The following is a 21,249-nucleotide window of genomic DNA, read 5'->3' as shown; positions in this document are numbered from 1 at the left end:
TCGCAGGGTCGCAATATGTCAAAGCATCTCGGCGATTTCGACCCCTTCGGGCGAGATATGGGTCGACAAGATCAGCTTTTCCACACCCTGGCTCCGGGCAGTTTCAAAGGCGCGCGCGTAGGTCGGGTCGATATCTGCGGCCAAAGAGAAGCTGTCGCAATCGGTGCGCTGCACGAGATAGAGCATGATCGCCCGATGCCCCTGCCGCGCCACCGTGGCCAGTTCCGCCAGATGCTTTGCACCGCGCGCGGTCACGCTATCGGGAAACTCTGCCAGCCCAGGCTGGCGGCATAGCGTTACGCTTTTCACTTCGACATAGGCGTCCGGCAGGCCGGGCTGGCTGAGCAGAAAGTCGATACGGCTGTTCTGGCCGTATTTAACCTCGGGCCGGACCGTTTCATAGCCGGCCAGCGCTGGAAGCGCGCGACGTTCCAGAGCAGCCTTCAGCGCCCGGTTCGGAACCGAAGTGTCGACACCGGTGAAATGGCCGTTTTCGTGATCGACCAGCCGCCAGCCGAATTTCAGCTTTTTCTTCGGGTCGTCGTTGGGCTCCAGCCAGATTTTCACACCCGGTTCGGCCAGGCCCAACATCGAGCCGGGATTGGCGCAATGGGCGGTCACCTCGCGCCCGTCCTCCAGCCGGCAATCGGCCAGAAAGCGTTTGTAGCGGCGGATCAGACGGGCGGGGACAAGCGGGGTCGCAAACTGCATGACCCCTCGCATATCGCAGCCCCGCCCGCTTGCAAAGGGTCAGGCCACGCCCGCCATCACCCCGCCATCGACATCCCAGATCGCGCCGGTGACCCAGGCGGTATTGTCCGACAGCAGATGCTGAATGGTGGCTGCCACATCTGCCGGTCGACCGACACGCCCAATGGGGTGAAAGCCGTCGAAGCCACCGGTCAGCGTCGCCTCGATCTGTTCGGGGTCGATGAAGGCGCCATAGATCGGCGTGATCACCACAGCCGGAGAGACCGCGTTTACCCGGATGCCATGCGGCGCCAGTTCCATCGCCAGGTGCTGGGTCAACGCGTGCAGACCGGCCTTGGCCATGGAATAGGCCGAGGACGGCGTGGCGCGCACGGCCTGTTTGGCCCACATCGAACCGATATTCACGATCGCGCCGCCGCCATGGGCCACCATGTTGCGCGCCACCGCCTGGGTCAGCAGGAATGTCGCCCGGTTCAGGCCCATGTAGCGGTCATAGTCGTCGGCCTCATGCTCCAGAAACGGTTTTGGCGCAAAGACACCGGCGGCGTTGACCAGACCGTGAACATGACGGGTTTCGGTTCCGATGCGCGCGATCAATGCCTCGACAGCGGCGGTGTCGGTCAGATCGGTGCGGATGATATCCGCCGCCGCGCCAAGCTCGGCCTTGGCCGCGTCGAGCTTGGCTGCCGAGGATCCGACCAGCGTGACATGGCCGCCCCGGGCCACGATGCGCCGGGCGGTTTCCAGGCCCATACCGCTGGTGCCGCCGATGATCAGGGTGGTTTTATCGTTCATGAGATGATTCCCTATCTACTGATAGGTAGGTAAATTGACATTGGCACGGGCAATTGCAACCCCTATCTATAGGTAGGTAAAATTATTCCGATCACGAGAGCGTGCGCAGATGAGCCAGCCCGACACGGTGACCCGTATTCTGGACAGTGCCGAGCGTCTGGCGCGGCAGGGCGGCTACAACGCGTTCAGCTTTCGCCAGATCGCCACCGAAATCGGCGTGAAACCGGCCAGCATCCACTATCACTTTGCCACCAAGGAGGACCTGGGCGCCGCCCTGGCGGAACGCTATGCCGACAGGTTCTTCAAGGCGCTGGGCGACCCTGAGGAGGGGGAGCCGCCGCAATTGCTGCTGCGCTATATCGACGCCTATCGCGCGGCGCTGGTCACGGACGAACTGATGTGTCTGTGCGGTATGTTCGGGGCCGAGATCGGCTCGCTGCCGGTCCCCGTGGCGCGGCAGACGCGCGGGTTCTTTGAACGCAATCTGGCATGGCTGACACGCGTTTTTACCCGTGCGAACAGGGGCGATCCGGACAGCTGCGCCGCCCGCACCATCGCCACGCTCGAAGGTGGGATGATCCTGGCGCGCGCCATGGGGGACATGGCGCTGTTCGACAAAAGTGTTCGCGCGCTGAGCGCGGAAATGCCGGTGGCGTGACGCTGCTCTCTTGCAGGCGGGCACAGGACCGATATTTTCGGTTCAGAACTCAGGGAAGGGGCCCATCATGCCAAACCCAACTGCCGCCATGCTGGTCATCGGGGACGAGATCCTGTCGGGCCGAACCCGCGACGCCAACACGCACCACCTGGCCGGGGAACTGACCAAGCACGGGATCGACCTGAAAGAGGTGCGGGTCGTCAGCGACGATGCGCCCGCCATCGAAGCGGCGGTCAAGGCTCTGTCAGACGGGTTCGACCATGTGTTCACCAGCGGTGGCATCGGTCCCACTCATGACGACATCACCGCCGACTGCATCGCTCGCGCCTTTGGCGACCATATCGACATCCGCGCCGATGCGCGCGCCCTGCTCGAGGCGCATTATGCCAAGACCGGGCTGGAGTTGAACGCGGCCCGCCTGCGCATGGCCCGTATCCCTGACAGTGCCACGTTGATCGACAATCCGGTCAGCACGGCGCCCGGTTTCACCATCCGAAATGTGCATGTCATGGCCGGTGTCCCCAGCGTGTTTCAGGCGATGGTCGCCAGTATCCTGCCGACACTGACTGGTGGTGAGCCGTTGTTGTCGCAGACCCTGCGCATCGACCGGGGCGAGGGCGACATTGCCGCCACCCTGACACAGCTTGCGGCGGACTTTCCCGATCTGACGATTGGGTGCTACCCGTTCCAGATCAACGGGGCGTTCGGTGCCAATGTCGTAGTGCGGGGCACGGATGGTGCCCGGATCGACGCGGCAGTAACCCGGCTTGCGCGGGAGACCGCGCAATGACGCCTGACTGGTTCGCGGTAGTCGATGCGACTTGGCCCGCCGCCGACAGCCGGACAGACGGCACCCTGACCCTGCGCGAGGGGAGTGGCGGCGGCAAGCGGGTCTCTGCCGCCTCTGCCTCGGGTGCGGTTTCCGAGGTTCAGATCGATGCCGCCGAGGCCGCGATGCGGCAAATGGGTCAACCGCCGCTTTTCCAACTGCGCCCCGGTGACGAGGCACTGGATGCGTCACTGGCAGGACGCGGCTACTCCATCGTCGATCCGGTCAATATCTATGCCTGTCCCGTCACCCAGCTGACCGATACCCCGATCCCGCGCGTGACCGTCTTTGCCCTGTGGGAGCCGCTGGCCATCATGCGCGAGTTGTGGGCCGAGGGCGGCATCGGACCCGGACGGCTGGCGGTGATGGACCGGGTCACCGGGCCCAAAACCGGCCTGCTGATGCGGCATCGGGACAAGCCTGGTGGGGTGGCCTTTGTCGCCATCCATGACGGCGTCGCCATGCTCCATGCGCTTGAGATTCCGCCGAACCAGCGCCGTCAGGGTCTGGGCCAATGGGCGATGCGCGGCGCGGCCTTTTGGGCGATGGACAACGGCGCGCATACTCTTAGCGTGGTCTGCACCAAGGCGAACGAGGGCGCCAATGCGCTCTACCGCTCTCTCGGCATGGAGATCGTCGGAGAGTATCACTATCGCCTGCTGGAGGAGAAAGAGACCGCATGACCGACCAGACCCGCCCCACCGCGCTGGACCTGCCAATGGTGGACCCGTTGCCGCCGGAAACGCAGAAATACTTCGATATCTGTGTCGAGAAACTGGGCATGGTGCCCAATGTCCTCAAGGCGAACGCGTTCGACATTGCCAAGCTCAATGCCTTTACCGCGATGTATAACGATCTGATGCTGGCACCCAGCGGCCTGAGCAAGCTGGAACGCGAGATGATCGCGGTTGTGGTTTCGTCGATCAACAAGTGTTTCTACTGCCTGGTCGCGCATGGCGCTGCCGTGCGGCAGTTGTCGGGCGACCCGAAACTGGGTGAGATGCTGGTGATGAACTATCGCGTGGCGCCGCTGGATGCGCGTCAGCGCGCGATGCTGGATTTCGCCGCCAAGATGACAACCGCCAGCGCCGAGATCGAGGAGGAGCATCGCCAGGCCCTGCGCGATGTGGGGTTCAGCGACCGTGACATCTGGGACATCGCCAATGTCGCCGGTTTTTATAACATGTCGAACCGGGTCGCCAGCGCCACGGCGATGGTGCCCAATGACGAGTATCATTCACAATACCGATGATCGTCAGGCTTGCCCTCTGCGCCGCACTGGCGGCGACACCTGCACTGGCGCAGGAGTTGAGCCTGACCTTGCCGCAGGGTAGCCGGCAACTGACCGAGCGTATTCGCGCGCTTGACAGCTATGCCTTGCCGACCGGTGTGCACGGGGCCGAGGGGCTGCCTTCGGTCCTGCTCGAAGGACGGATCGAAAAACGCACCTGGCGGATCAGCATCGGGTCCAAGACCACCTTGCAGGTCTTCGCCCCGCTGCGTGACCAGATACTTGAGGCCGGATACGAGATCCTCCTCGATTGCCCGGCCGAGAACTGCGGCGGCTTCGATTTCCGCTTTGCGACCGAGGTGGTGCCGAGCCCCGACATGTATGTGGCGGTGCGTGACTATCGGTTTTTGTCGGCGATGCGTGGGGACGAGGCGCTGAGCCTTTTGGTCAGCCGCAATCCGCCCGATGCATATGTACAGCTGATCCAGGTGTTTCCAGCCGGGTCGGTGGTGCTTGACCCTATCGCAGTCGAGAAACCCGCTGCAGCCGCTGTGCCGCTCGACCTTGCCGGGCGCCTTCAGACCCGTGGACGGGTGATTCTCTCTGGGCTCGACTTCGCCACCGGATCGGATGCTCTGGGCGAAGGGCCTTTTGACACGCTGGCTGAACTGGCGCAGTTGCTGCTGCGGGATGGCGGTATGCGCCTGGTTCTGGTCGGGCACACCGACAACATCGGCAGTCTGGAGACCAACATCGACCTGTCCCGCCAGCGGGCCGAGGCGGTGCGGGCCCGGCTGATCGAGCAGTACGACATCCGGCCGGAGCAGTTGCAGGCGCAAGGAGTTGGATACCTAGCGCCTGTCGCCTCGAACCTGACCCTGGAAGGGCGCGAGGCCAACCGGCGGGTCGAGGCGGTGCAACTTTCGCCGTAGGGTCCGGACTTCGGTAACGGGGGCGTCCCAGTCAAGCCATTTTGCTCAGAACAATTGATCCGCCATAGCGGTTCCTTTGATATTCTTGGTGCCCGCCCTGGCTTTTGTCGCGGCTTTCGGCTGAGACCCTTGGGGTACATGCTTCGGTTCGTGGTCAGCGCGGCGGCTGCCAACATGACGCTGGTTCGATAAATTTCCGATGTGCCCTTCTCTAGGCGTGCTTGACGGAGGCAGCGACAATCCAGACCCCGGCATCATCGGAACCACGTCCCTGCGGGTCCTCGAAAGCCTGCAATCAAGCAGGCAACTGGTGGGATATCATTCTGTCAGACAGGTTTCGATGCCGCATCTGATTGGAAGGTTGAGCCATCAACCCAAATCCGATGAAGAATGACCGCGATGCGGTGTGCGAGGGCGACCATCGCAATTTTGCTTCCACGCCGCTGTGCGAGTTGGGCTCCCCATGCTCTCAGCCATGTCGATCGGCCACGGTTCATCATGACGGTTGCCGCCTGGCACAATGCGCGCCTCAGATTGACGTCACCAGCTTTGGTGATGCCGCCTGACACGTCCCGTTCACCGGACTGGTTGCGTGAGGGCGTCAGACCAACCCAGGGGCCGACCCGCTTCGAAGAGCGAAAGCGCTTTGGATTATCGATAGCTGCACGGAGGTCAGCGCCACGACCGCGCCGGTTCCCGGCATTGTCATGAGGCGACAGCAAACTGGATCGTCCCCGGCAAACTGGCGCACGTGTTTTTCGAGACCGGTCAGTTCCTGCCGCAGGGGCGCTCGGGCCCGCAGCATCGGCTCTGTCGCGGTTTCCAGCATCGGATTACCATCAGCCAATTCCCGAATGCGTGTCTCAAACCTACCGCGGGAGATCGCACCGACCTTGAGGCCAAAGTTCCGCAGTAGTCCACGAAACGACATTTCCAGAGCGATCATGTTCTGCTGGATAGCCTTTCGAGCGCCGAGAACCGCTCGGGTTTCCTGAGCAGAGACGGATTTGCAGTGGACCGGCCGGAACCAGCCGAGATGAAGAAGGCGTGCAATCCCTTCTGCATCGCGTCGATCCGTCTTGATCGGCATCGCCTTCAGCGCTCCTTTCACCTGGCGCGTTTCCTTGAGCACCACATCAAGGCCAGCTTCGGTCAGGCCTCGGTGCAGCCATTGCGACAGTGGCCCGGCTTCCAGGCCAATTGCTGCGATGCTGCCGTTAAGTTCGACCAACCAGCGCGCCAGAGCTTCGGGTTCACTTTCAGTCTCCGCCTCCTTGACGATCTGGCCATGCTCGCTGACCACACACACTGCAGTTTTCGCCAACGACAAATCCAATCCAAAAAATAGCTCCATCCCGTCATCCTCCATCTGGGTTCAATACGGGAATGGCGACAGCGCGGTGCTGATCTGACAAGTGGCAACGGTCGTGCGTGACGCAGGCCCCGTTACAGCATCTCATAGCCAGAAAAGGACGGTGGCAGCGAGAGCGATGGCTGACAGGAAGACCTTCGGGCACCTGTCGTAGCGGGTTGCGACACGTCGCCAGTCCTTCAACCTGCCGAACATGATCTCGATCCGGTTTCGGCGTTTGTACCGACGCTTGTCGTACTTTACCGGTTTCTTTCGCTGCTTCGGGCCAGGGATGCAGGCGCGTAGCCCCTTGTCGCTCCACCGTTTCCAACGGTTGTACAGGGTCTTGTGCGGACCGTCCTCCTTGGGTGCATCCCTCCATCGCGACCCATTGCGGTTGATGAAGATAATTCCGCTCAACACACGTCGATCATCAACGCGAGGTTTGCCGTGGGACTTCGGGAAGAAGGGCACAAGGCGCGCCATCTGCGCGTCCGTAAGCCAGAAAAGGTCAGACATGGTCACCGCTCGTTTTCGAACCGTGAATCGCGCCCTTAAGCGGAAATAAATGTGTCCTGACCCTAGGCTGCTCCTTCTATCTGCCTCGATGAGGATCGTAGTTTGTCGGCCTGCCGAAAGAAACACTGACAATACCGTGCCGTTCGACTTTCTGGAGAGTACAGTTGGCAAGCTGGCGCGATCTGAACCGCAGAGCAGAGTGTCCCTCGACAGCCTACCCGGGTTGATCGTAACGCACAGCCCAGGACATGCGCGGGTTCAGGTCACGGTTGCGGTAAGAAGCGGCACACGTTTTTGGTGGTCTAAGGCGTGCTCAAATATTGCTTCTCGGGAAAGGAACCCACCGTTGTCAGAATACATCCACACAAGCGGTGGACCTTCACACCTTCGCCAAGTACCGTCTGCGGACGTAGAATCCAGACCCGACGAAAGCTAACAATGTCCGACGCGCCCTCGACCCCCTATCAGGTGCTGGCCCGCAAATATCGGCCCGAGACCTTTGCCGATCTGGTGGGTCAGGATGCGATGGTGCGGACGCTGAAAAACGCGTTTGCCGCCGACCGGATCGCGCAGGCCTTCATCATGACCGGCATCCGGGGCACCGGCAAGACGACCACCGCGCGAATCATCGCCAAGGGGATGAACTGTATCGGGCCGGATGGCGCCGGCGGCCCCACCACCGAGCCCTGCGGACAATGCGAGCATTGCGTGGCCATCATGGAAGGCCGCCATGTCGACGTGATGGAGATGGACGCCGCCAGCCGGACCGGCGTGAACGATATCCGCGAGATCATCGACAGCGTCCGCTATCGCGCCGCCAGCGCGCGCTACAAGATCTATATCATCGACGAAGTTCACATGCTGTCGACGAGCGCGTTCAACGCGCTCTTGAAAACGCTCGAAGAGCCGCCGGCGCATGTGAAGTTCATCTTTGCCACCACCGAAATCCGCAAGGTGCCGGTAACGGTGCTGAGCCGCTGCCAGCGCTTCGACCTGCGCCGGATCGAGCCCGAGGACATGATCGCGCTGATGCGCCGGATCGCCGATGCCGAAGGCGCGCAGATCGCCGAGGACGCGCTGGCGCTGATCGTGCGCGCGGCCGAAGGGTCGGCGCGGGATGCGACCTCGCTGCTCGATCAGGCGATCAGCCATGGCGCGGGCGAGACCAGCGCCGAGCAGGTGCGCGCGATGCTGGGGCTGGCCGACCGTGGCCGTGTGCTGGACCTGATGGACATGATCCTGCGCGGCGATGCGGGCGCGGCGCTGACCGAGCTTGGCGCGCAATATGCCGAAGGCGCCGACCCGATGGCGGTGCTGCGCGATCTGGCCGAGATCACCCATTGGGTGTCGGTGGTCAAGATCACGCCCGATGCCGCCGAGGATCCGACCGTATCGCCAGACGAGCGCGCGCGTGGTCGGCAGATGGCGGATGCACTGCCGATGCGGGTGCTGACCCGGATGTGGCAGATGCTGCTGAAGGCACTGGAAGAGGTGGCCGCCGCCCCCAACGCGATGATGGCCGCCGAAATGGCGGTGATCCGGCTGACCCATGTGGCCGACCTGCCCAGCCCCGAGGAACTGATCAAGCGGTTGCAGGATGCGCCGCCGCCGCCGAACCCCGGCGGCGGGGGGCGCGGCGGTCAGGCTGCCCCGGTCTCTAACGGGGTAAGCGCCAGCTATGCGCCCGCCCCGCGCGGCGGTGGCGGTGGGCCGGTGGCGGCGCTGGCACAGGATGCGCAAACCGCGCTGGCGCGGTTTCCCACGTTTGAACATGTGGTCGAGCTGATCCGCGCCAATCGCGACGGCAAGCTGTTGGCCGATATCGAGATGGATCTGCGGCTGGTCAGTTATCAGCCGGGCCGGATCGAGTTTCAGCCCACCGAGCGCGCACCCAGCGACCTGGCGCAGCGGCTGGGCAGTGCGCTGCAACGTTGGACCGGCAATCGCTGGGCGGTGAGCGTGGTGGCACAGGGCGGCGGCAAGACCATCGACGAGGTCCGCAACGCCGAGAAATACGCGCTGGAGGAAAAGGCGCGCGAACACCCGCTGGTGCAGGCGGTGCTGGCGCAGTTTCCCAAGGCGCGGATCACCCATATCGAGACCCCCGAGCAGCGCGCCGCCAAGGTGGTGACCGAGGCGCTGCCCGAGGTCGAGGATGAATGGGATCCGTTCGAAGACGGCTGAGCGCCGCCTCTCGAACGCGGAGCGCCGAGAATTTTCGACGAAAATTCTCGTGGTCGCCCGGGGCGACCGTCGGCGCGCTTCAGACGAGCGTCTTTTGCATGGTGATCGAAGTGGGACGGTCGTAACCGGGATGCGCGGTCTCTCCGGTCTGGACAAAGCCAAGCTTGGTGAAAGTGGCGTGGTTCTCTACCAGTTCCACCCGCGTTTCCAGCTCGATCACCGGTAGGCCCAGCGCACGCGCCCGGGTCTCGGCCTGCGCCACCAGCCGGCGGGCCAGCCCTTGCCCTCGTAATCCAGCGTCCACCGCAAGCTTGCCGAGATAGAGCCGCCCGGGTTTGACCGTCAGGAACACCACCGCCAGCGGGGGTGTTCCAATTGCCCAGATTTCGTGCCGCGCCGCATGGTCCGCGACTGCCTTCTCGGTGAGCCGGTGCATTGACGAGGGCGGATCGATCCGGCCATCCATGAAGGCGAAGCTCTTGCGGATCAGGCTCAGAATCGCCCCGATTTGCGGGCTATCCGGTGCGACCCGGTAGGGGGAGAGGTTCACAGCGAAGCCTCCGGGCGGAAATCCTCGGGGATGCTGTCGTGCCCCTCCAGTACCAGATCGGCCATCACCTGGGCCACCTTGGGCGCCATGCCGAAGCCGATCTTGAACCCGCCATTGGCGATGAACTGGCCGGGATAGAGCGGATGCCCCCCCAGCATCGGCGCGCGCGAGCGCGAGCGGGGGCGCACGCCCGCCCAGCGCTCGATCACCTCGGCCCCGTGCAACAGCGGCACCGCCTGCATTGCGCGGTCCAGAACCGCGTCCAGTGCCGCATCGGTGCCGGTCGGGTCGTCATAGTCGCGTTCCGAGGTGGAGCCGATTGCCAGCGTGCCATCCGCGTGGGGCACGATATGCATCGTATCGGCAAAAAGCTGCGGCGCCTGCCGCCCGGCATCGAAGCGCAACAGCGCCGCCTGGCCTTTGACCCCGGTCCCCACGATGCGACCCTGCGTGCGGTTCAACTCTTCCAGCCCGGCGATGCCGGTGGCATGGACCACCTGCCCCCGGTCGGGCGCCTCGACCAGCACCTCGACCCCGCGCACCGCCAGCGCCGCGACCAGCGCGTCACAGGCGCGGCGCGGATGCATGCGGGCGCTGAGCGTATCCTGCACCACCAGCCCGGTGGGTGAGGGCGGGCACCAGCTGCCCACCTCCGCAACCGGGCGGACCCGCCATTCGGCCTGCCCCTGCCACAGGGTGCGGGCAGTTTCGGCCCGTTCGCGCGCCAGCGCCACGGCGCGATCATCCGCCAGTGGCTGGAGGCGCCCAGTACGGCCATAGCCGGGCGACACGCCGCCTGCCGCCTCGACCCCCGCCCAGAATCCTTCGGCCATCATCAGGCTGTCGAACTGGAACGCCTTCTTGGCGTTCCAGTTTTCGGGCACATGCGGAGCCAGCGCACCAACCAGCCCGCCGGACGACCCGGCCCCCGGCCCGAACGGATCGACCACCTGCACTCGCGCCCCGCGCAGGACGCAGGCCCATGCGATGGAAAGGCCGAATATCCCCGCGCCGCGTATCGTCACATCGGCCATTGCCATCGCCCGTCCCTTTCGCCAGTGTCGCGCCGATTTCGTAGGGGATATTCGCATGGTTGACCAGCAAGCGGAACTCAGCTGGACCGAGGACCGGATACCGGTCTCGGACAGGTTCGACGATCCCTATTTCTCGCTTGAAAACGGTCTGGCCGAGACGCGCCATGTGTTTCTGGCGGGCAACAGCCTGCCAGAGCGGTTCCGGCCGGGCTTTCATATCGCCGAACTGGGCTTTGGCACCGGGCTCAACATGCTGACCGCCTGGGCCGCCTGGGAAGGCGCAGGCATGACCAGCCCGCTGCGCTTTACCAGTTTCGAAGCCTATCCAATGACGCATGACGACATGGCCCGGGCGCTGGCCGCCTTCCCCGAGCTTGCCCCCTGGGTCGAAAGGTTCCTGCCAGCCTGGACCGGGGCTCGCTGCGATCTGGGTACACTGCAACTGGATGTGGTGCAGGGCGACGCACGTCAGACCCTGCCGGAATGGACGGGCCGGGCCGATGCCTGGTTCCTCGACGGCTTCTCTCCCGCCAAGAACCCCGAGCTCTGGCAGGAGGATTTGCTGACCCATGTCGCAAACCGGACAGCGCCGGGCGGCACGGTTGCCACATACACGGCAGCAGGCTTTGTGCGGCGCGGGCTCGAGGCGGCGGGCTTCGCCGTGACGCGCGTGCAGGGATACGGCCGCAAACGGCACATGACACAAGGGGTTCTGCCATGACGCAAGGTACGGCACGGGTGCAGCAGAACAATATTCCCGCCGGTATCGCGCTGATGCTGGCCGCCACGGTGGTGTTCGCACTTCAAGACGGTATCTCGCGCCATCTCGCGTCAAGCTACAACACCTACATGGTGGTGATGATCCGATACTGGTTCTTTGCCGCTTTCGTGATTGCGCTGGCGGCCCGGTCGCGCGGCGGATTGCGGGCTGCCACCCGTACTGCACAACCGGGCCTGCAAATCTTTCGCGGGTTGCTGCTGGCGGGCGAGATCTGCGTGGCGGTATTCGGCTTTACCGTTCTGGGCCTGATCGAGAGCATGGCGGTGTTCATCTGCTATCCCCTTCTGGTGGCGGCCCTGTCCGGCCCGGTGCTGGGGGAAAAGGTCGGCTGGCGGCGCTGGGCGGCGATCGGAGTCGGGTTGGTCGGCGTGCTGATCATCCTTCAGCCGGGCATGGGTGTGTTCAACCCCTGGGCAGTGGTGCCGCTGATTTCGGCCCTGATGTTCGCGCTTTATGGTCTGCTGACCCGCTATGCCGCCCGTCAGGACAGCACCGCCACAAGCTTTTTCTGGACGGGCGTGTCGGGGGCGGTTGCGATGACTGCCGTGGGCCTGCGGTTCTGGGAGCCGATGAGTGCCGCCGACTGGCGCTGGATGGCACTGCTCTGTGTCAGCGGCGCCACTGGGCACTGGCTGTTGATCAAGTGCTACGAGATGGCCGAGGCCAGCGCGGTGCAGCCCTTTGCCTATTTCCACCTGATGTGGACCGCGATCCTGGGCATCACCGTGTTTGGCGAGACCCTGCGCAGCGCCGTCATCATCGGCGCCGCGCTGATCGTGGCCGCCGGTCTATTCACCCTGTGGCGCGAACGCGCGCAAAGTCGATCCCGCTAGTTCGGCGGAAAAGGGCAGCGGCAGCGGCTCCTTCCCAAGGCGCGCACGATAGACCGGCAGGCTCTCGGTCACCCGCATGATGTAATTGCGGGTCTCCTCGAACGGGATATGTTCGATCCAGTCGACGATATCCGGAGTGCCGCTGCGCGGATCGCCGAACCGCTCCATCCAGCTTATCGGGCGATTGGGGCCGGCATTATAGCCCGCCGCCATCATCACCACATTGCCGTCGAACTCTCCGGCCAGTTCGGCCAGGTAATTGGCGCCCAGCTTGGCGTTATACTCCCAATCGGACGTCAGACTGTCGGTCGAGTGCCCGCCCAGAATACCCAGCGTGTCGGCCACCAGCCGCGCCGTCGCGGGCATCACCTGCATCAGGCCGCGCGCGCCCGCACCCGAAATCACCACCGGGTCGAACTCGCTTTCACGGCGCGCGATTGCCAGCGTCATTTCGGGCGCCATCGGCAGGTTCAGCCGCCCGACCGGATGCAGCGGGTAATAGGCGCCGGTCAGCACCACCCCTTCTTGCGCCTTTCGCTTGGCGATCATCACCGACAGATGCGGTTCCTGCATCTCCAGCGCCATCTCGGCCAGCTGCGTCGCCTGTACCGGGTCGAGACTCTCGGCCAGATGGGTCAGGAACCGCTCGGCCAGATCCCGCTCTCCGGCACGCAGCAACAGCAGCCCGGCCTCAAGCACGCTGGAGGACATGAATGCCGCCTCGCGCCAGGGGGGCGTTGCGGGCGGGTTGGCCAGGGCCGGGTCGAACGGGCGCCCGATCCGCTCGGCAGCCAGCAGACCATAGAACGAGGTCTGATGCTCGGCCCCCATGGCATAGGCCGCATGGGCCTTGTCCACATCGCCCAGCGCCGCATAGGCGCGGCCCAGCCAATAGCCCGCCCGCCCTTTCGAAATCGGCGAGTTGACCGCCGCATCGAAGCGCTGGAAATGGGCGACGGCCGCAGCTGGGTCGCCCAGCTTGGCCAAGGCAAGATACCCTGCCAGCCATTCCAGATCGGCATAGGCATATCCCATCCCCGGTGTCATGAAATGGCGCGCGGCCATCTGATAGGCACGTTCGTTGCGGTCCTGCCGCATCATCAGCCGCGTCAGCCGCGCGCGCGCCTTGCCCCACATGCCCGGCTCGCCCAGCGCCTCGGCACTGACCGAGCGTTCCAACATCAGGTCTATGGCGCTGTCATCCAGCTCCTTTCGGTCACGCCAGACAAATCGGTCATGCGCCAGCCCCGGCGACTGCGCCAATGCCTCGGGCACAGCGGCGATCAGGGCATCAATTCCAGGCACCCGATCCTGCAATCCGATCCGCGCCTGTGCCAGCTTGCGCTGGCCCTCGTCCACCAGCAACAGCATCTGCTTGGCGCTGATGGTGTAGCCCTCCCACAGCATCCGGTCGAGCCGCGCGACATGATGCGGCGCCAGCAGTTTGCCGTAATTCTCGATATAATCGCGTTGCAGCCCGGCGCCCATCGGCAGGGTGCGCCAGGCCTTGACCAGTTCCGCTTCGGCATCGCCACGCTGTCCCGTGGCCAGCAGCGCCACAGCATAGTTCAAAACCCCCTCGGCGGTCTGCGGCGGTGCGCCCGAGTAGAACTCCAGCACCCGTTCCGGCGGGGAAAGGGTGAATTGCGGCTCGGATTGTCGGCGCAGATAGTCAAGACCCGGCCAATCGCCCCGGCGGTTCAGAAACACCAGCGCATCGCCATCGGTCCCATAGCTCCTGCGCAGCCAGTGCCAGACGATGATGTCGCGCGACACCGATCCGCGCGCGCCCGCGACCCTCAGCGCCTCGGTCCAGTTCTCGGCCCGCATTTCCCGCAGAGCAACCCGGAGATTCGCGGCAGCATCGGCCCATACAGGGCCGATTGCCGCAAAACACCAGAAAATCGCGGCCAGACTGGCGATCAGAACGCGGGACATCCCTTGCATTTCCTGCCGAACCAAGGCTAGAGCCTTTCACGTTATACCTTGCGCGGCCCGGATCAATTCACTTTCCGGACCAAGCGGGGGAACCGGCGGGCATATGCCCGCTTACCACTCTATTTAGGGAGCGTTTTCCATGTTCAAAGGCTCGATGCCTGCCCTCGTCACCCCGTTCCGCAACGGCGAGCTGGACCTGGAGGCGCTCAAACGTCTTGTCGAATGGCAGATCGGCGAAGGCTCGACCGGTCTGGTGCCCGTCGGCACCACCGGCGAAAGCCCCACGCTGAGCCACGAGGAACACGAAACCGTGGTGGCCGAGGTGGTCAAGGCAGCCGCCGGCCGGGTGCCGGTGATCGCGGGCGCGGGGTCGAACAACACCACCGAAGCGATCCGCTTTGTGCAATTCGCCCAGCAAGTCGGCGCCGATGCGGCATTGGTGGTGACGCCCTATTACAACAAGCCCACACAACGTGGACTGATCGCGCATTTCACCGCGTTGCATGACTGCGCCGAGCTCCCGATCGTGATCTACAACATCCCGGGCCGCTCGGTTGTCGACATGACGCCCGCCACCATGGGCGCGCTGGCCAAGTTGCCCCGCATCATCGGTGTCAAGGATGCCACCGGCGATCTGGCCCGGGTCAGCCAGCAGCGCGCCAGCTGCGGCGCCGATTTCATCCAGCTATCGGGCGAGGATGCCACCGCGCTGGGTTTCAACGCCCATGGCGGAGTCGGCTGCATCTCGGTCACCGCCAACGTGGCGCCGCGCCTGTGCGCCGAATTCCAGCAGGCGACGCTTGCCGGTGACTATGCCAAGGCGCTCGCCTATCAGGACCGGCTGATGCCCCTGCACGAGGCGATCTTTATCGAGCCGGGTCTGGTCGGCGCCAAGTATGCCCTGTCGAAACTGGGCCTGTGCAGCGAAGAGGTCCGCTCGCCGCTGACCGGTCTGGAAGACAGCACCAAGGCGTCGATCGACGCGGCAATGAAGCACGCCGGGCTGTTGTAACGACCCTTTCAAAAACCCGGCGTCCGATACCTGGGCGCCGGGCTCTTGCTTCTTTCTGGTCAAAAATACTCAAATCGCGGCGTTGCCGCGCAGGCTAACGTTTGCCGTAGTAGAGCCCGACCACATGTTCCGCCTGCGCAAAGAACAGCCAGCGCGACGTGGCGATGCCGATCAGATGTGCGATCACGGCAATCAGGGCGAGCAGATGCTTAAAGACAACGTCATGCATCGGCACCAGTAACAGCGCCAGCGGCAGGACAAAGCCAAAGCCCAAGGCCAGCATTCGCAGCTTTGCCGCGTGTTTGCGGCCGACGACATGCACGAATTCCCGCAGCAGATAGTTGGAACCGGTATGCGGTGGCTCAAAGGCGCGCACGGTGCCGCGCGATCCCAACCCGGTCGCGGTTCCGATATTCGTGCCGGAGTTGGCCAGGGCAGTGTCGCCCTGCTTCCAGTAGGCCAGTTGCACCGCCCCCGCGATCAGCAGCAGCAGGATTGCGGTGGTGTTCTGGCCGGCCAGCAGCGCACCGCCAGCCAGGCTGAAGGACAGGAACATCGCCGGAGTCAGGTTCATGTTCCAGCGCGGAATGGTCTTGAGCTGCGCATAGATCATCGACGTGGTGAATACCGTGCCCAACGAAAGCGCAGCGCCCAGCCAGCCAAGCACACTCCAGCGCTGGTCCAGAAAGATCACGCCAATGGCATAGAGCCCCATGACAAGCAGCGCCGCGACGGCGGCGCAGCCCTCGCGGCTAAGCCAGCTTGTGCGCCACTGGCGGAAGGCCTTCCAGGCGCGCTCGGGCCGGCCAAGGTGAAAGGTCGCGGCCAGAAGCCCGCCGACGGCCAGCCCAAAGGCGATGGCAAAGAAGACAAAGGCCACCCACCCCGAAACGTCCGGCAGGCCAAGACCGAGAAAAGCCAGCAGGCCAAAGCCGAGGCCCGACAAGGTGGTAAAGATGATGACGGAAGGAGCAGGATGCATCAGAGTTTCTCCAGGGCCTTGTCAAGCCAGGCGATGAACCCTTTGGGTTCTTCGGCCACCGGGGCCAGCAGCGGTGCCAGGATATCGATCTGATCTTCGATCCGATCCTTGGGCCGCGGCGGCAGGTACTTGTTGACGGGCTTGGTGCCCATTTCCGGCATCAGGTCCATGCCGCCGCGCTCGGCCACCAGGTGCGACACGGCGCTGTCCGGGTCGCCCAGATCGCCGAAGTGACGCGCACCGGCCGGGCAGGTGCGCACGCAGGAAGGCACCCGGTCCACCTCGGGCAGGTTCTCGTTATAGATGCGGTCGACGCAGAGGGTACATTTCTTCATCACGCCTTCGGCCAGATCCAGTTCGCGCGCGCCATAAGGACAGGACCAGGCGCAGAGGCCGCAGCCGATGCAGTCGCTTTCGTTGACCAGAACAATCCCGTCCTCCGAGCGCTTATAGCTGGCGCCGGTCGGGCAGACGGTGACACAGGGCGCGTCCTCGCAATGCAGGCAGGATTTCGGGAAATGGATCAGCTGGGCGTGCCCCTGGTCGGGTTGCACCTCGTAGGAATGCACCCGGTTCAGGAAGGTGCCCGACGGATCGGCGCCATAGGGGTTCTGATCGCTGAGCGGCGCGCCATAGTTCTCGGTGTTCCAGCCCTTGCAGGAGATCACGCAGGCATGGCAACCGACACAGGTATCTAGGTCGATCACCAGCCCCAGCTTGCGGTCGGTCGTCTTTGGTAGGCTGGTCATGTCCCGCTCCAATGGCCACAGGCGCGCGCAAGAAAATTCGCCGAATTTTCTTGGCAATTTTCTGTGCAGAAAATTGTTCCGCTCATTTTCCCACCTTCCATGTCAGCTCTTTCGGGCCGGTTCCCACGGGCGATTTCAACGCGGGGAACTCGGGCTGGCTTTCAGCTCTCTCCTCGGGACCCGCCACCTTTTCGATCTTCACCTTGAGGTCGAACCACGCCGCCTGACCGGTCACCGGGTCGGAGTTGGCCCAGCGCAGCCCGTCGCCCTTGGGTGGCAGCAATTCGTGGATCAGGTGGTTGAGCAGAAAGCCCTTTGTGGCCTCGGGTGCATCCGGTTCCAGCGCCCAGGCCCCCTTGCGCTTGCCGATCGCGTTCCAGGTCCAGACGGTGTTTTCATTGAGCGCCGCCATCTCCATCACCGGCACCACGATCTCTCCATGGGGCGAGGTCAGGCGCGCCCAGTCGCCATCCTTCATCCCCTGCTCGCGCATGATTTTCGTCGGCACATAGAGCGGATTGCGCCCGTGCAGCTGCCGCAGCCAGGCATTCTGCGTGCCCCAGCTGTGATACATCGCCATGGGTCGCTGGGTCAGCGCGTTGACGGTGAAGCCTTCGTTACCTTTCTGGTCGGTCTCGTACCAGATCGGCAGCGGGTCCAGCCGCTGACTGATCCGGTCGCGCAAGTGATCGGGCGGTTGCCGTTCGCCATGGCCTTCGGCCGCCAGCTGGAACCGGCGCATGGGTTCCGAATAGAGCTGGAACAGGTAGGGTTGCGGGCTGTCATAGAGACCCATACCGACGGCCCAGTCCTGATAGGCCGCGTTCCAGGGTTTGTAATACTGCGCCGCCTCCGGCACGTGTTCGACAAAGAAGCCGCCGTTTTCGATATACCGGTTCAGCTGATCCGGGTTGACCTCGCCGCGCCCGGCCTTGTCACCTGCCGCGCCCCGGAAACCGGCCAGCGGGCCGATGCCGGGTTTGCGCTGGTGGTTGACGATGTAATCGGCGTAATCGGCATATTTCGCCGCGCCGTTCTCATCCGTGAATCCGGGCAGTTTCAGCTTGTTGGCCAGTTGCACCAGCACCGTCTGAAAGCCGCGTACATCGCGGTCGGGTTCAATCACCGGCCAGCGGATCGCGTCGGCGGCGGCATCCGCCTCGCAGATCGGACGGTCGAGCAGCGAGATACAGTCGTGCCGCTCCAGATAGGTGGTGTCCGGCAGGATCAGGTCGGCATAGGTCACCATTTCCGAAGAATAGGCATCGGAATAGATGATCCGCGGAATGACATATTCGCCGCTTTCGTCCTTGTCGGTCAGCATGTCGATCACGCCGCGCGTGTTCATGGTCGAGTTCCACGACATGTTCGCCATGTACATGAACAGCGTGTCGATCTTGTACGGATCGCCGGCATGGGCGTTCGAGATCACCATATGCATCAGTCCGTGCGAGGACATCGGGTTTTCCCAGGTGAACGCCTTGTCGATGCGGGCCGGGCTGCCGTCGGGTTTCAGCGCCAGATCCTCGGGGCCGCGCACGAATCCCAGGTGCGGGCCGTCAAGCGGAGCGCCCGGCGTCACCTTGCAATGGGGTTTGGGATGGGCCTCGACCGGTTTGGGATAGGGCGGTTTGAAGCGGAAGCCGCCGGGCACTTCGACTGTGCCCAAAAGGATCTGCAACAGGTGCAGGGCGCGGCAGGTCTGGAAGCCGTTGGCATGGGCCGAGATGCCGCGCATGGAGTGGAAGGAGACCGGGCGGCCCTTCATCACCTTGTGGGTCTCGCCCCGGAAATCCGTCCATTCCTGTTCGATTTCGAACGCCTCGTCAAAGGCGACGCGGGCGATCTCGGCGGCCAGCGCGCGGATGCGCGACGCCGGGATGCCGCAGTGCTCGGCCACGGCCTCGGGCGCGTACTCCGCGCTCAGGTAACGCTCGGCCATGGACTGCATCACCGTGCGACAGGTGCGTCCGTTCACCTCGGTGCTGCCCGACAGATCGGGGCGCACGCCGGGACGGTCGAAGGGGGCCAGTTCGCCGTTGACCCGGTCGATCACCAGCACTTTGCCCTCCGCATCACGCAGCAACAGGCCGTGATCGTCGGCGCCGGGATTGTCGATCACCAGACAGGGCGCGTTGGTGTAGCGGGCGAGATAGTCGAGGTCGATCTTTCCCGCCTTCATCAGCACGTGGATCAGTGACAGGATCAGCAGCCCGTCGGTGCCGGGCGTGATCCCGTACCAGTCGTCGGCCACCGCATTATACCCGGTGCGGATCGGGTTGACGCCGACCACCCGCGCGCCGCGCGCCTTGATCTTGCCGATGCCCATCTTGATCGGGTTGCTGTCATGATCCTCGGCCACGCCGAAGAGAATGAACAGCTTGGTATGATCCCAGTCAGGCTGGCCGAATTCCCAGAACGCGCCGCCCATCGTATAGATGCCCGCCGCCGCCATGTTGACAGAGCAGAAGCCGCCATGCGCGGCATAGTTCGGGGTGCCGAAATTCTGTGCCCAGAAGCTGGTGAAACTTTGCGACTGGTCGCGCCCGGTAAAGAAGGCCAGTTTCGACGGATCGTTCTCGCGGATCGGTTTCAGCCAGCCGGTGGCGATCTCCAGCGCCTCGTCCCAGCTGATTTCCTGGAACTCGCCCGAGCCGCGCGGCCCCACCCGTTTCAGCGGTGCGCGCAGGCGCGAGGGGGCGTTGACCTGCATGATCCCGGCAGAGCCCTTGGCACAGAGCACGCCCTTGTTCACCGGGTGGTCGCGGTTGCCCTCGATATAGGCGACCTTGCCGCTCTTCATGTGCACGTTGATCCCGCATCGGCAGGCGCACATGTAGCACGTCGTCTTGCGGACCTCGTCCGAGACATGCGGCGAGGTGTCGATCTGCGGCTGCTGAAAGGTCATTCCCTGTTCCCTTTTTTTCGCCAACGGTACTGCGCAAGAATGGATTTGCGAACCGTTTTCTGAAATTCGTCCCATTGTCGGGACGATGTCGTTCGCTTTGTGCTCTTGATTGGTAAAGCTATCTCTTTCCGATCGGCACATAGGCCCGTGGGTCCGGACCGTCATAGAGCGTAAGCGGTCGGATCAGGATATTGCGCCGCAGTTGCTCGATGCATTGCACGATCCAGCCCGGCACGCGGCCGATGGCAAATATCGGTACATAGAGGTCCATCGGAATGCCGTGCAGCTGGTAGATCACGCCCGAATAGAAATCGACATTCACGTTCAGCCCGTGCCGCGCGTAGGGCTGCATCGCCGCGACCACGGCTTGCAGGATGGCATACCATTCCGGCGCACCCATCTCCTCGCCCAGCTTGCGCACGCCATCGCGCATGTGGCGGGCGCGCGGGTCCTCGGTGCGATAAACGCGATGGCCAAAGCCGGTGACCGGTTCCCGCGCCTTGCGCTTGGCTTTGACATAGTCGGCAGCGTTTTCCGGACTGCCGATCTCTTGCACCATCTTCATCACGTCCTCGGCGGCGCCGCCATGAGCGGGGCCGGCAAGCGTGGACAGCGCGGTCACGATGGCGCCGTGCAGATTGGCCTCGGTCCCGATGGTCACGCGGGCGGCAAAGCTGGAGGCGTTCGAGCCATGCTCGGCATGCAGGATGAAATCGACATCCGCCAGCCGGGCGGCGTCGGGTGAGGGTTTCTCGCCCTTGAGCATCCAGAGCCAGTTGGCCGCGTGCGACAGGGTGTTGTCGGGGGTCACCGGGTCGCGCCCATTGCGGATTGCCTCATGCGCGGCGACGATCATCGGGATCTGGCTGGTCAGGCGAATGCCGTTCTCGACAAAGGCCTCCTCGCTGACCGCGCGGCTGCCCGGTTCCAGCGCGGCCAGCGCCGAAACGGCGGTGCGGAGCACATCCATCGGGTGGCCATCCTTTGTGGCACGGATGATGTCGAATACCGCGGGCGGCAGGCTGCGCGCCGCTTTCAGCCGGGTATCAAAATCAGCAAGTTCCGCCACGGATGGAAGCTCGCCATGGATCAGCAGATACGCCACTTCTTCAAAGGTGGAATGGGTGGCGAGATCGTGGATCGAATAGCCACGATAGCTGAGTTCACCCTGCGATCCGTCGATATGGCTGACGCCCGAGCGTTCGAAATAGACGCCCACCAGACCACGGTTGATCTTGACCTCGTCGCTCAT

Annotated in this window: 19 protein-coding genes and 1 pseudogene; 9 read left to right on the top strand and 11 right to left on the bottom strand. The window is 63.9% G+C overall.

Going from position 1 to position 21,249, the window contains the following annotated elements:
- Window positions 1-18: 18 nt before the first annotated feature.
- Together sfsA and AC2FNY_RS06750 are read right to left on the bottom strand one after the other, a co-directional pair.
- A complete protein-coding gene (gene sfsA, locus AC2FNY_RS06755) occupies window positions 19-711 on the bottom strand; it encodes a DNA/RNA nuclease SfsA (protein WP_496802005.1) in 693 nt (230 codons plus the stop codon).
- 39 nt (window positions 712-750) lie between these two features.
- Complete coding sequence (locus AC2FNY_RS06750; protein WP_496802004.1) at window positions 751-1,506, bottom strand: SDR family NAD(P)-dependent oxidoreductase; 756 nt, start codon at window positions 1,504-1,506, stop codon at window positions 751-753.
- 109 nt (window positions 1,507-1,615) lie between these two features.
- Here AC2FNY_RS06750 and AC2FNY_RS06745 point away from each other — a divergent pair, with 109 nt between their 5' ends.
- The 5 genes from AC2FNY_RS06745 (at window position 1,616) to AC2FNY_RS06725 (ending at window position 5,156) form a co-directional block, all read left to right on the top strand.
- Window positions 1,616-2,164 carry a TetR/AcrR family transcriptional regulator gene (locus AC2FNY_RS06745; protein WP_496802003.1) on the top strand — a complete coding sequence of 183 codons (549 nt, stop codon included), beginning with the start codon at window positions 1,616-1,618 and terminating at the stop codon, window positions 2,162-2,164.
- A gap of 67 nt (window positions 2,165-2,231) precedes the next feature.
- Complete coding sequence (locus AC2FNY_RS06740; RefSeq protein ID WP_234137084.1) at window positions 2,232-2,954, top strand: competence/damage-inducible protein A; 723 nt, start codon at window positions 2,232-2,234, stop codon at window positions 2,952-2,954.
- Entirely contained in the window at window positions 2,951-3,676 is a 726-nt protein-coding gene (locus AC2FNY_RS06735) for a GNAT family N-acetyltransferase (protein WP_234137085.1), read from the top strand. The genes AC2FNY_RS06740 and AC2FNY_RS06735 overlap by 4 nt, the downstream gene beginning before the upstream one ends.
- Entirely contained in the window at window positions 3,673-4,245 is a 573-nt protein-coding gene (locus tag AC2FNY_RS06730; protein WP_234137086.1) for a peroxidase-related enzyme, read from the top strand. The genes AC2FNY_RS06735 and AC2FNY_RS06730 overlap by 4 nt, the downstream gene beginning before the upstream one ends.
- A complete protein-coding gene (locus AC2FNY_RS06725) occupies window positions 4,242-5,156 on the top strand; it encodes an OmpA family protein (RefSeq protein ID WP_496802002.1) in 915 nt (304 codons plus the stop codon). The genes AC2FNY_RS06730 and AC2FNY_RS06725 overlap by 4 nt, the downstream gene beginning before the upstream one ends.
- A gap of 326 nt (window positions 5,157-5,482) precedes the next feature.
- On the opposite strand, the pseudogene AC2FNY_RS06720 reads toward AC2FNY_RS06725, so the two are convergent.
- Both AC2FNY_RS06720 and AC2FNY_RS06715 read right to left on the bottom strand, forming a co-directional pair.
- Window positions 5,483-6,510: pseudogene (locus AC2FNY_RS06720) on the bottom strand (IS110 family RNA-guided transposase).
- Between the two features lie 102 nt (window positions 6,511-6,612).
- A complete protein-coding gene (locus tag AC2FNY_RS06715; protein WP_496802001.1) occupies window positions 6,613-7,026 on the bottom strand; it encodes a transposase in 414 nt (137 codons plus the stop codon).
- 438 nt (window positions 7,027-7,464) lie between these two features.
- Here AC2FNY_RS06715 and AC2FNY_RS06710 point away from each other — a divergent pair, with 438 nt between their 5' ends.
- Window positions 7,465-9,210 (top strand): DNA polymerase III subunit gamma/tau, encoded by a 1,746-nt coding sequence (locus AC2FNY_RS06710; RefSeq protein WP_496802000.1) that lies wholly within the window; start codon window positions 7,465-7,467, stop codon window positions 9,208-9,210.
- A gap of 79 nt (window positions 9,211-9,289) precedes the next feature.
- Here AC2FNY_RS06710 and AC2FNY_RS06705 read toward each other — a convergent pair whose 3' ends face one another.
- Together AC2FNY_RS06705 and AC2FNY_RS06700 are read right to left on the bottom strand one after the other, a co-directional pair.
- A complete protein-coding gene (locus tag AC2FNY_RS06705) occupies window positions 9,290-9,760 on the bottom strand; it encodes a GNAT family N-acetyltransferase (protein ID WP_496801999.1) in 471 nt (156 codons plus the stop codon).
- Entirely contained in the window at window positions 9,757-10,800 is a 1,044-nt protein-coding gene (locus tag AC2FNY_RS06700) for an NAD(P)/FAD-dependent oxidoreductase (protein ID WP_496801998.1), read from the bottom strand. The genes AC2FNY_RS06705 and AC2FNY_RS06700 overlap by 4 nt, the downstream gene beginning before the upstream one ends.
- 49 nt (window positions 10,801-10,849) lie before the next feature.
- Here AC2FNY_RS06700 and mnmC2 point away from each other — a divergent pair, with 49 nt between their 5' ends.
- Window positions 10,850-11,515, top strand: coding sequence for a tRNA (5-methylaminomethyl-2-thiouridine)(34)-methyltransferase MnmC2 (gene mnmC2 / locus AC2FNY_RS06695; RefSeq protein WP_496801997.1), 666 nt, complete (start codon window positions 10,850-10,852; stop codon window positions 11,513-11,515).
- Window positions 11,512-12,408: a DMT family transporter gene (locus AC2FNY_RS06690; protein WP_496801996.1), complete on the top strand. Its 897-nt coding sequence runs from the start codon at window positions 11,512-11,514 to the stop codon at window positions 12,406-12,408. The genes mnmC2 and AC2FNY_RS06690 overlap by 4 nt, the downstream gene beginning before the upstream one ends.
- On the opposite strand, the gene AC2FNY_RS06685 is transcribed toward AC2FNY_RS06690, so the two are convergent.
- A complete protein-coding gene (locus AC2FNY_RS06685) occupies window positions 12,364-14,346 on the bottom strand; it encodes a transglycosylase SLT domain-containing protein (protein ID WP_234165520.1) in 1,983 nt (660 codons plus the stop codon). The genes AC2FNY_RS06690 and AC2FNY_RS06685 overlap by 45 nt on opposite strands.
- 139 nt (window positions 14,347-14,485) lie before the next feature.
- Between AC2FNY_RS06685 and dapA the strand changes: the two genes are divergently transcribed.
- On the top strand, window positions 14,486-15,358 hold the full coding sequence (gene dapA / locus AC2FNY_RS06680) for a 4-hydroxy-tetrahydrodipicolinate synthase (protein ID WP_496801995.1): 873 nt from the start codon (window positions 14,486-14,488) through the stop codon (window positions 15,356-15,358).
- Window positions 15,359-15,452: 94 nt separating this feature from the next.
- Here dapA and AC2FNY_RS06675 read toward each other — a convergent pair whose 3' ends face one another.
- The 4 genes from AC2FNY_RS06675 to AC2FNY_RS06660 form a co-directional block, all read right to left on the bottom strand.
- The gene (locus tag AC2FNY_RS06675) at window positions 15,453-16,340 is read right to left on the bottom strand and encodes a dimethyl sulfoxide reductase anchor subunit family protein (protein WP_496801994.1); all 888 of its coding nucleotides are present in this window, start codon (window positions 16,338-16,340) and stop codon (window positions 15,453-15,455) included.
- Window positions 16,340-17,089 (bottom strand): 4Fe-4S dicluster domain-containing protein, encoded by a 750-nt coding sequence (locus AC2FNY_RS06670; protein ID WP_496801993.1) that lies wholly within the window; start codon window positions 17,087-17,089, stop codon window positions 16,340-16,342. The genes AC2FNY_RS06675 and AC2FNY_RS06670 overlap by 1 nt, the downstream gene beginning before the upstream one ends.
- A gap of 82 nt (window positions 17,090-17,171) precedes the next feature.
- On the bottom strand, window positions 17,172-19,997 hold the full coding sequence (locus AC2FNY_RS06665) for a molybdopterin oxidoreductase family protein (RefSeq protein WP_496801992.1): 2,826 nt from the start codon (window positions 19,995-19,997) through the stop codon (window positions 17,172-17,174).
- Between the two features lie 118 nt (window positions 19,998-20,115).
- Window positions 20,116-21,249, bottom strand: coding sequence for a citrate/2-methylcitrate synthase (locus AC2FNY_RS06660; protein ID WP_496801991.1), 1,134 nt, complete (start codon window positions 21,247-21,249; stop codon window positions 20,116-20,118).

It is taken from the genome of Ruegeria sp. BHSC223, assembly GCF_059613025.1.
The sequence above is the reverse complement of the archived record's forward strand: the minus strand, read 5'-3'. Positions and strand labels throughout refer to the sequence as shown.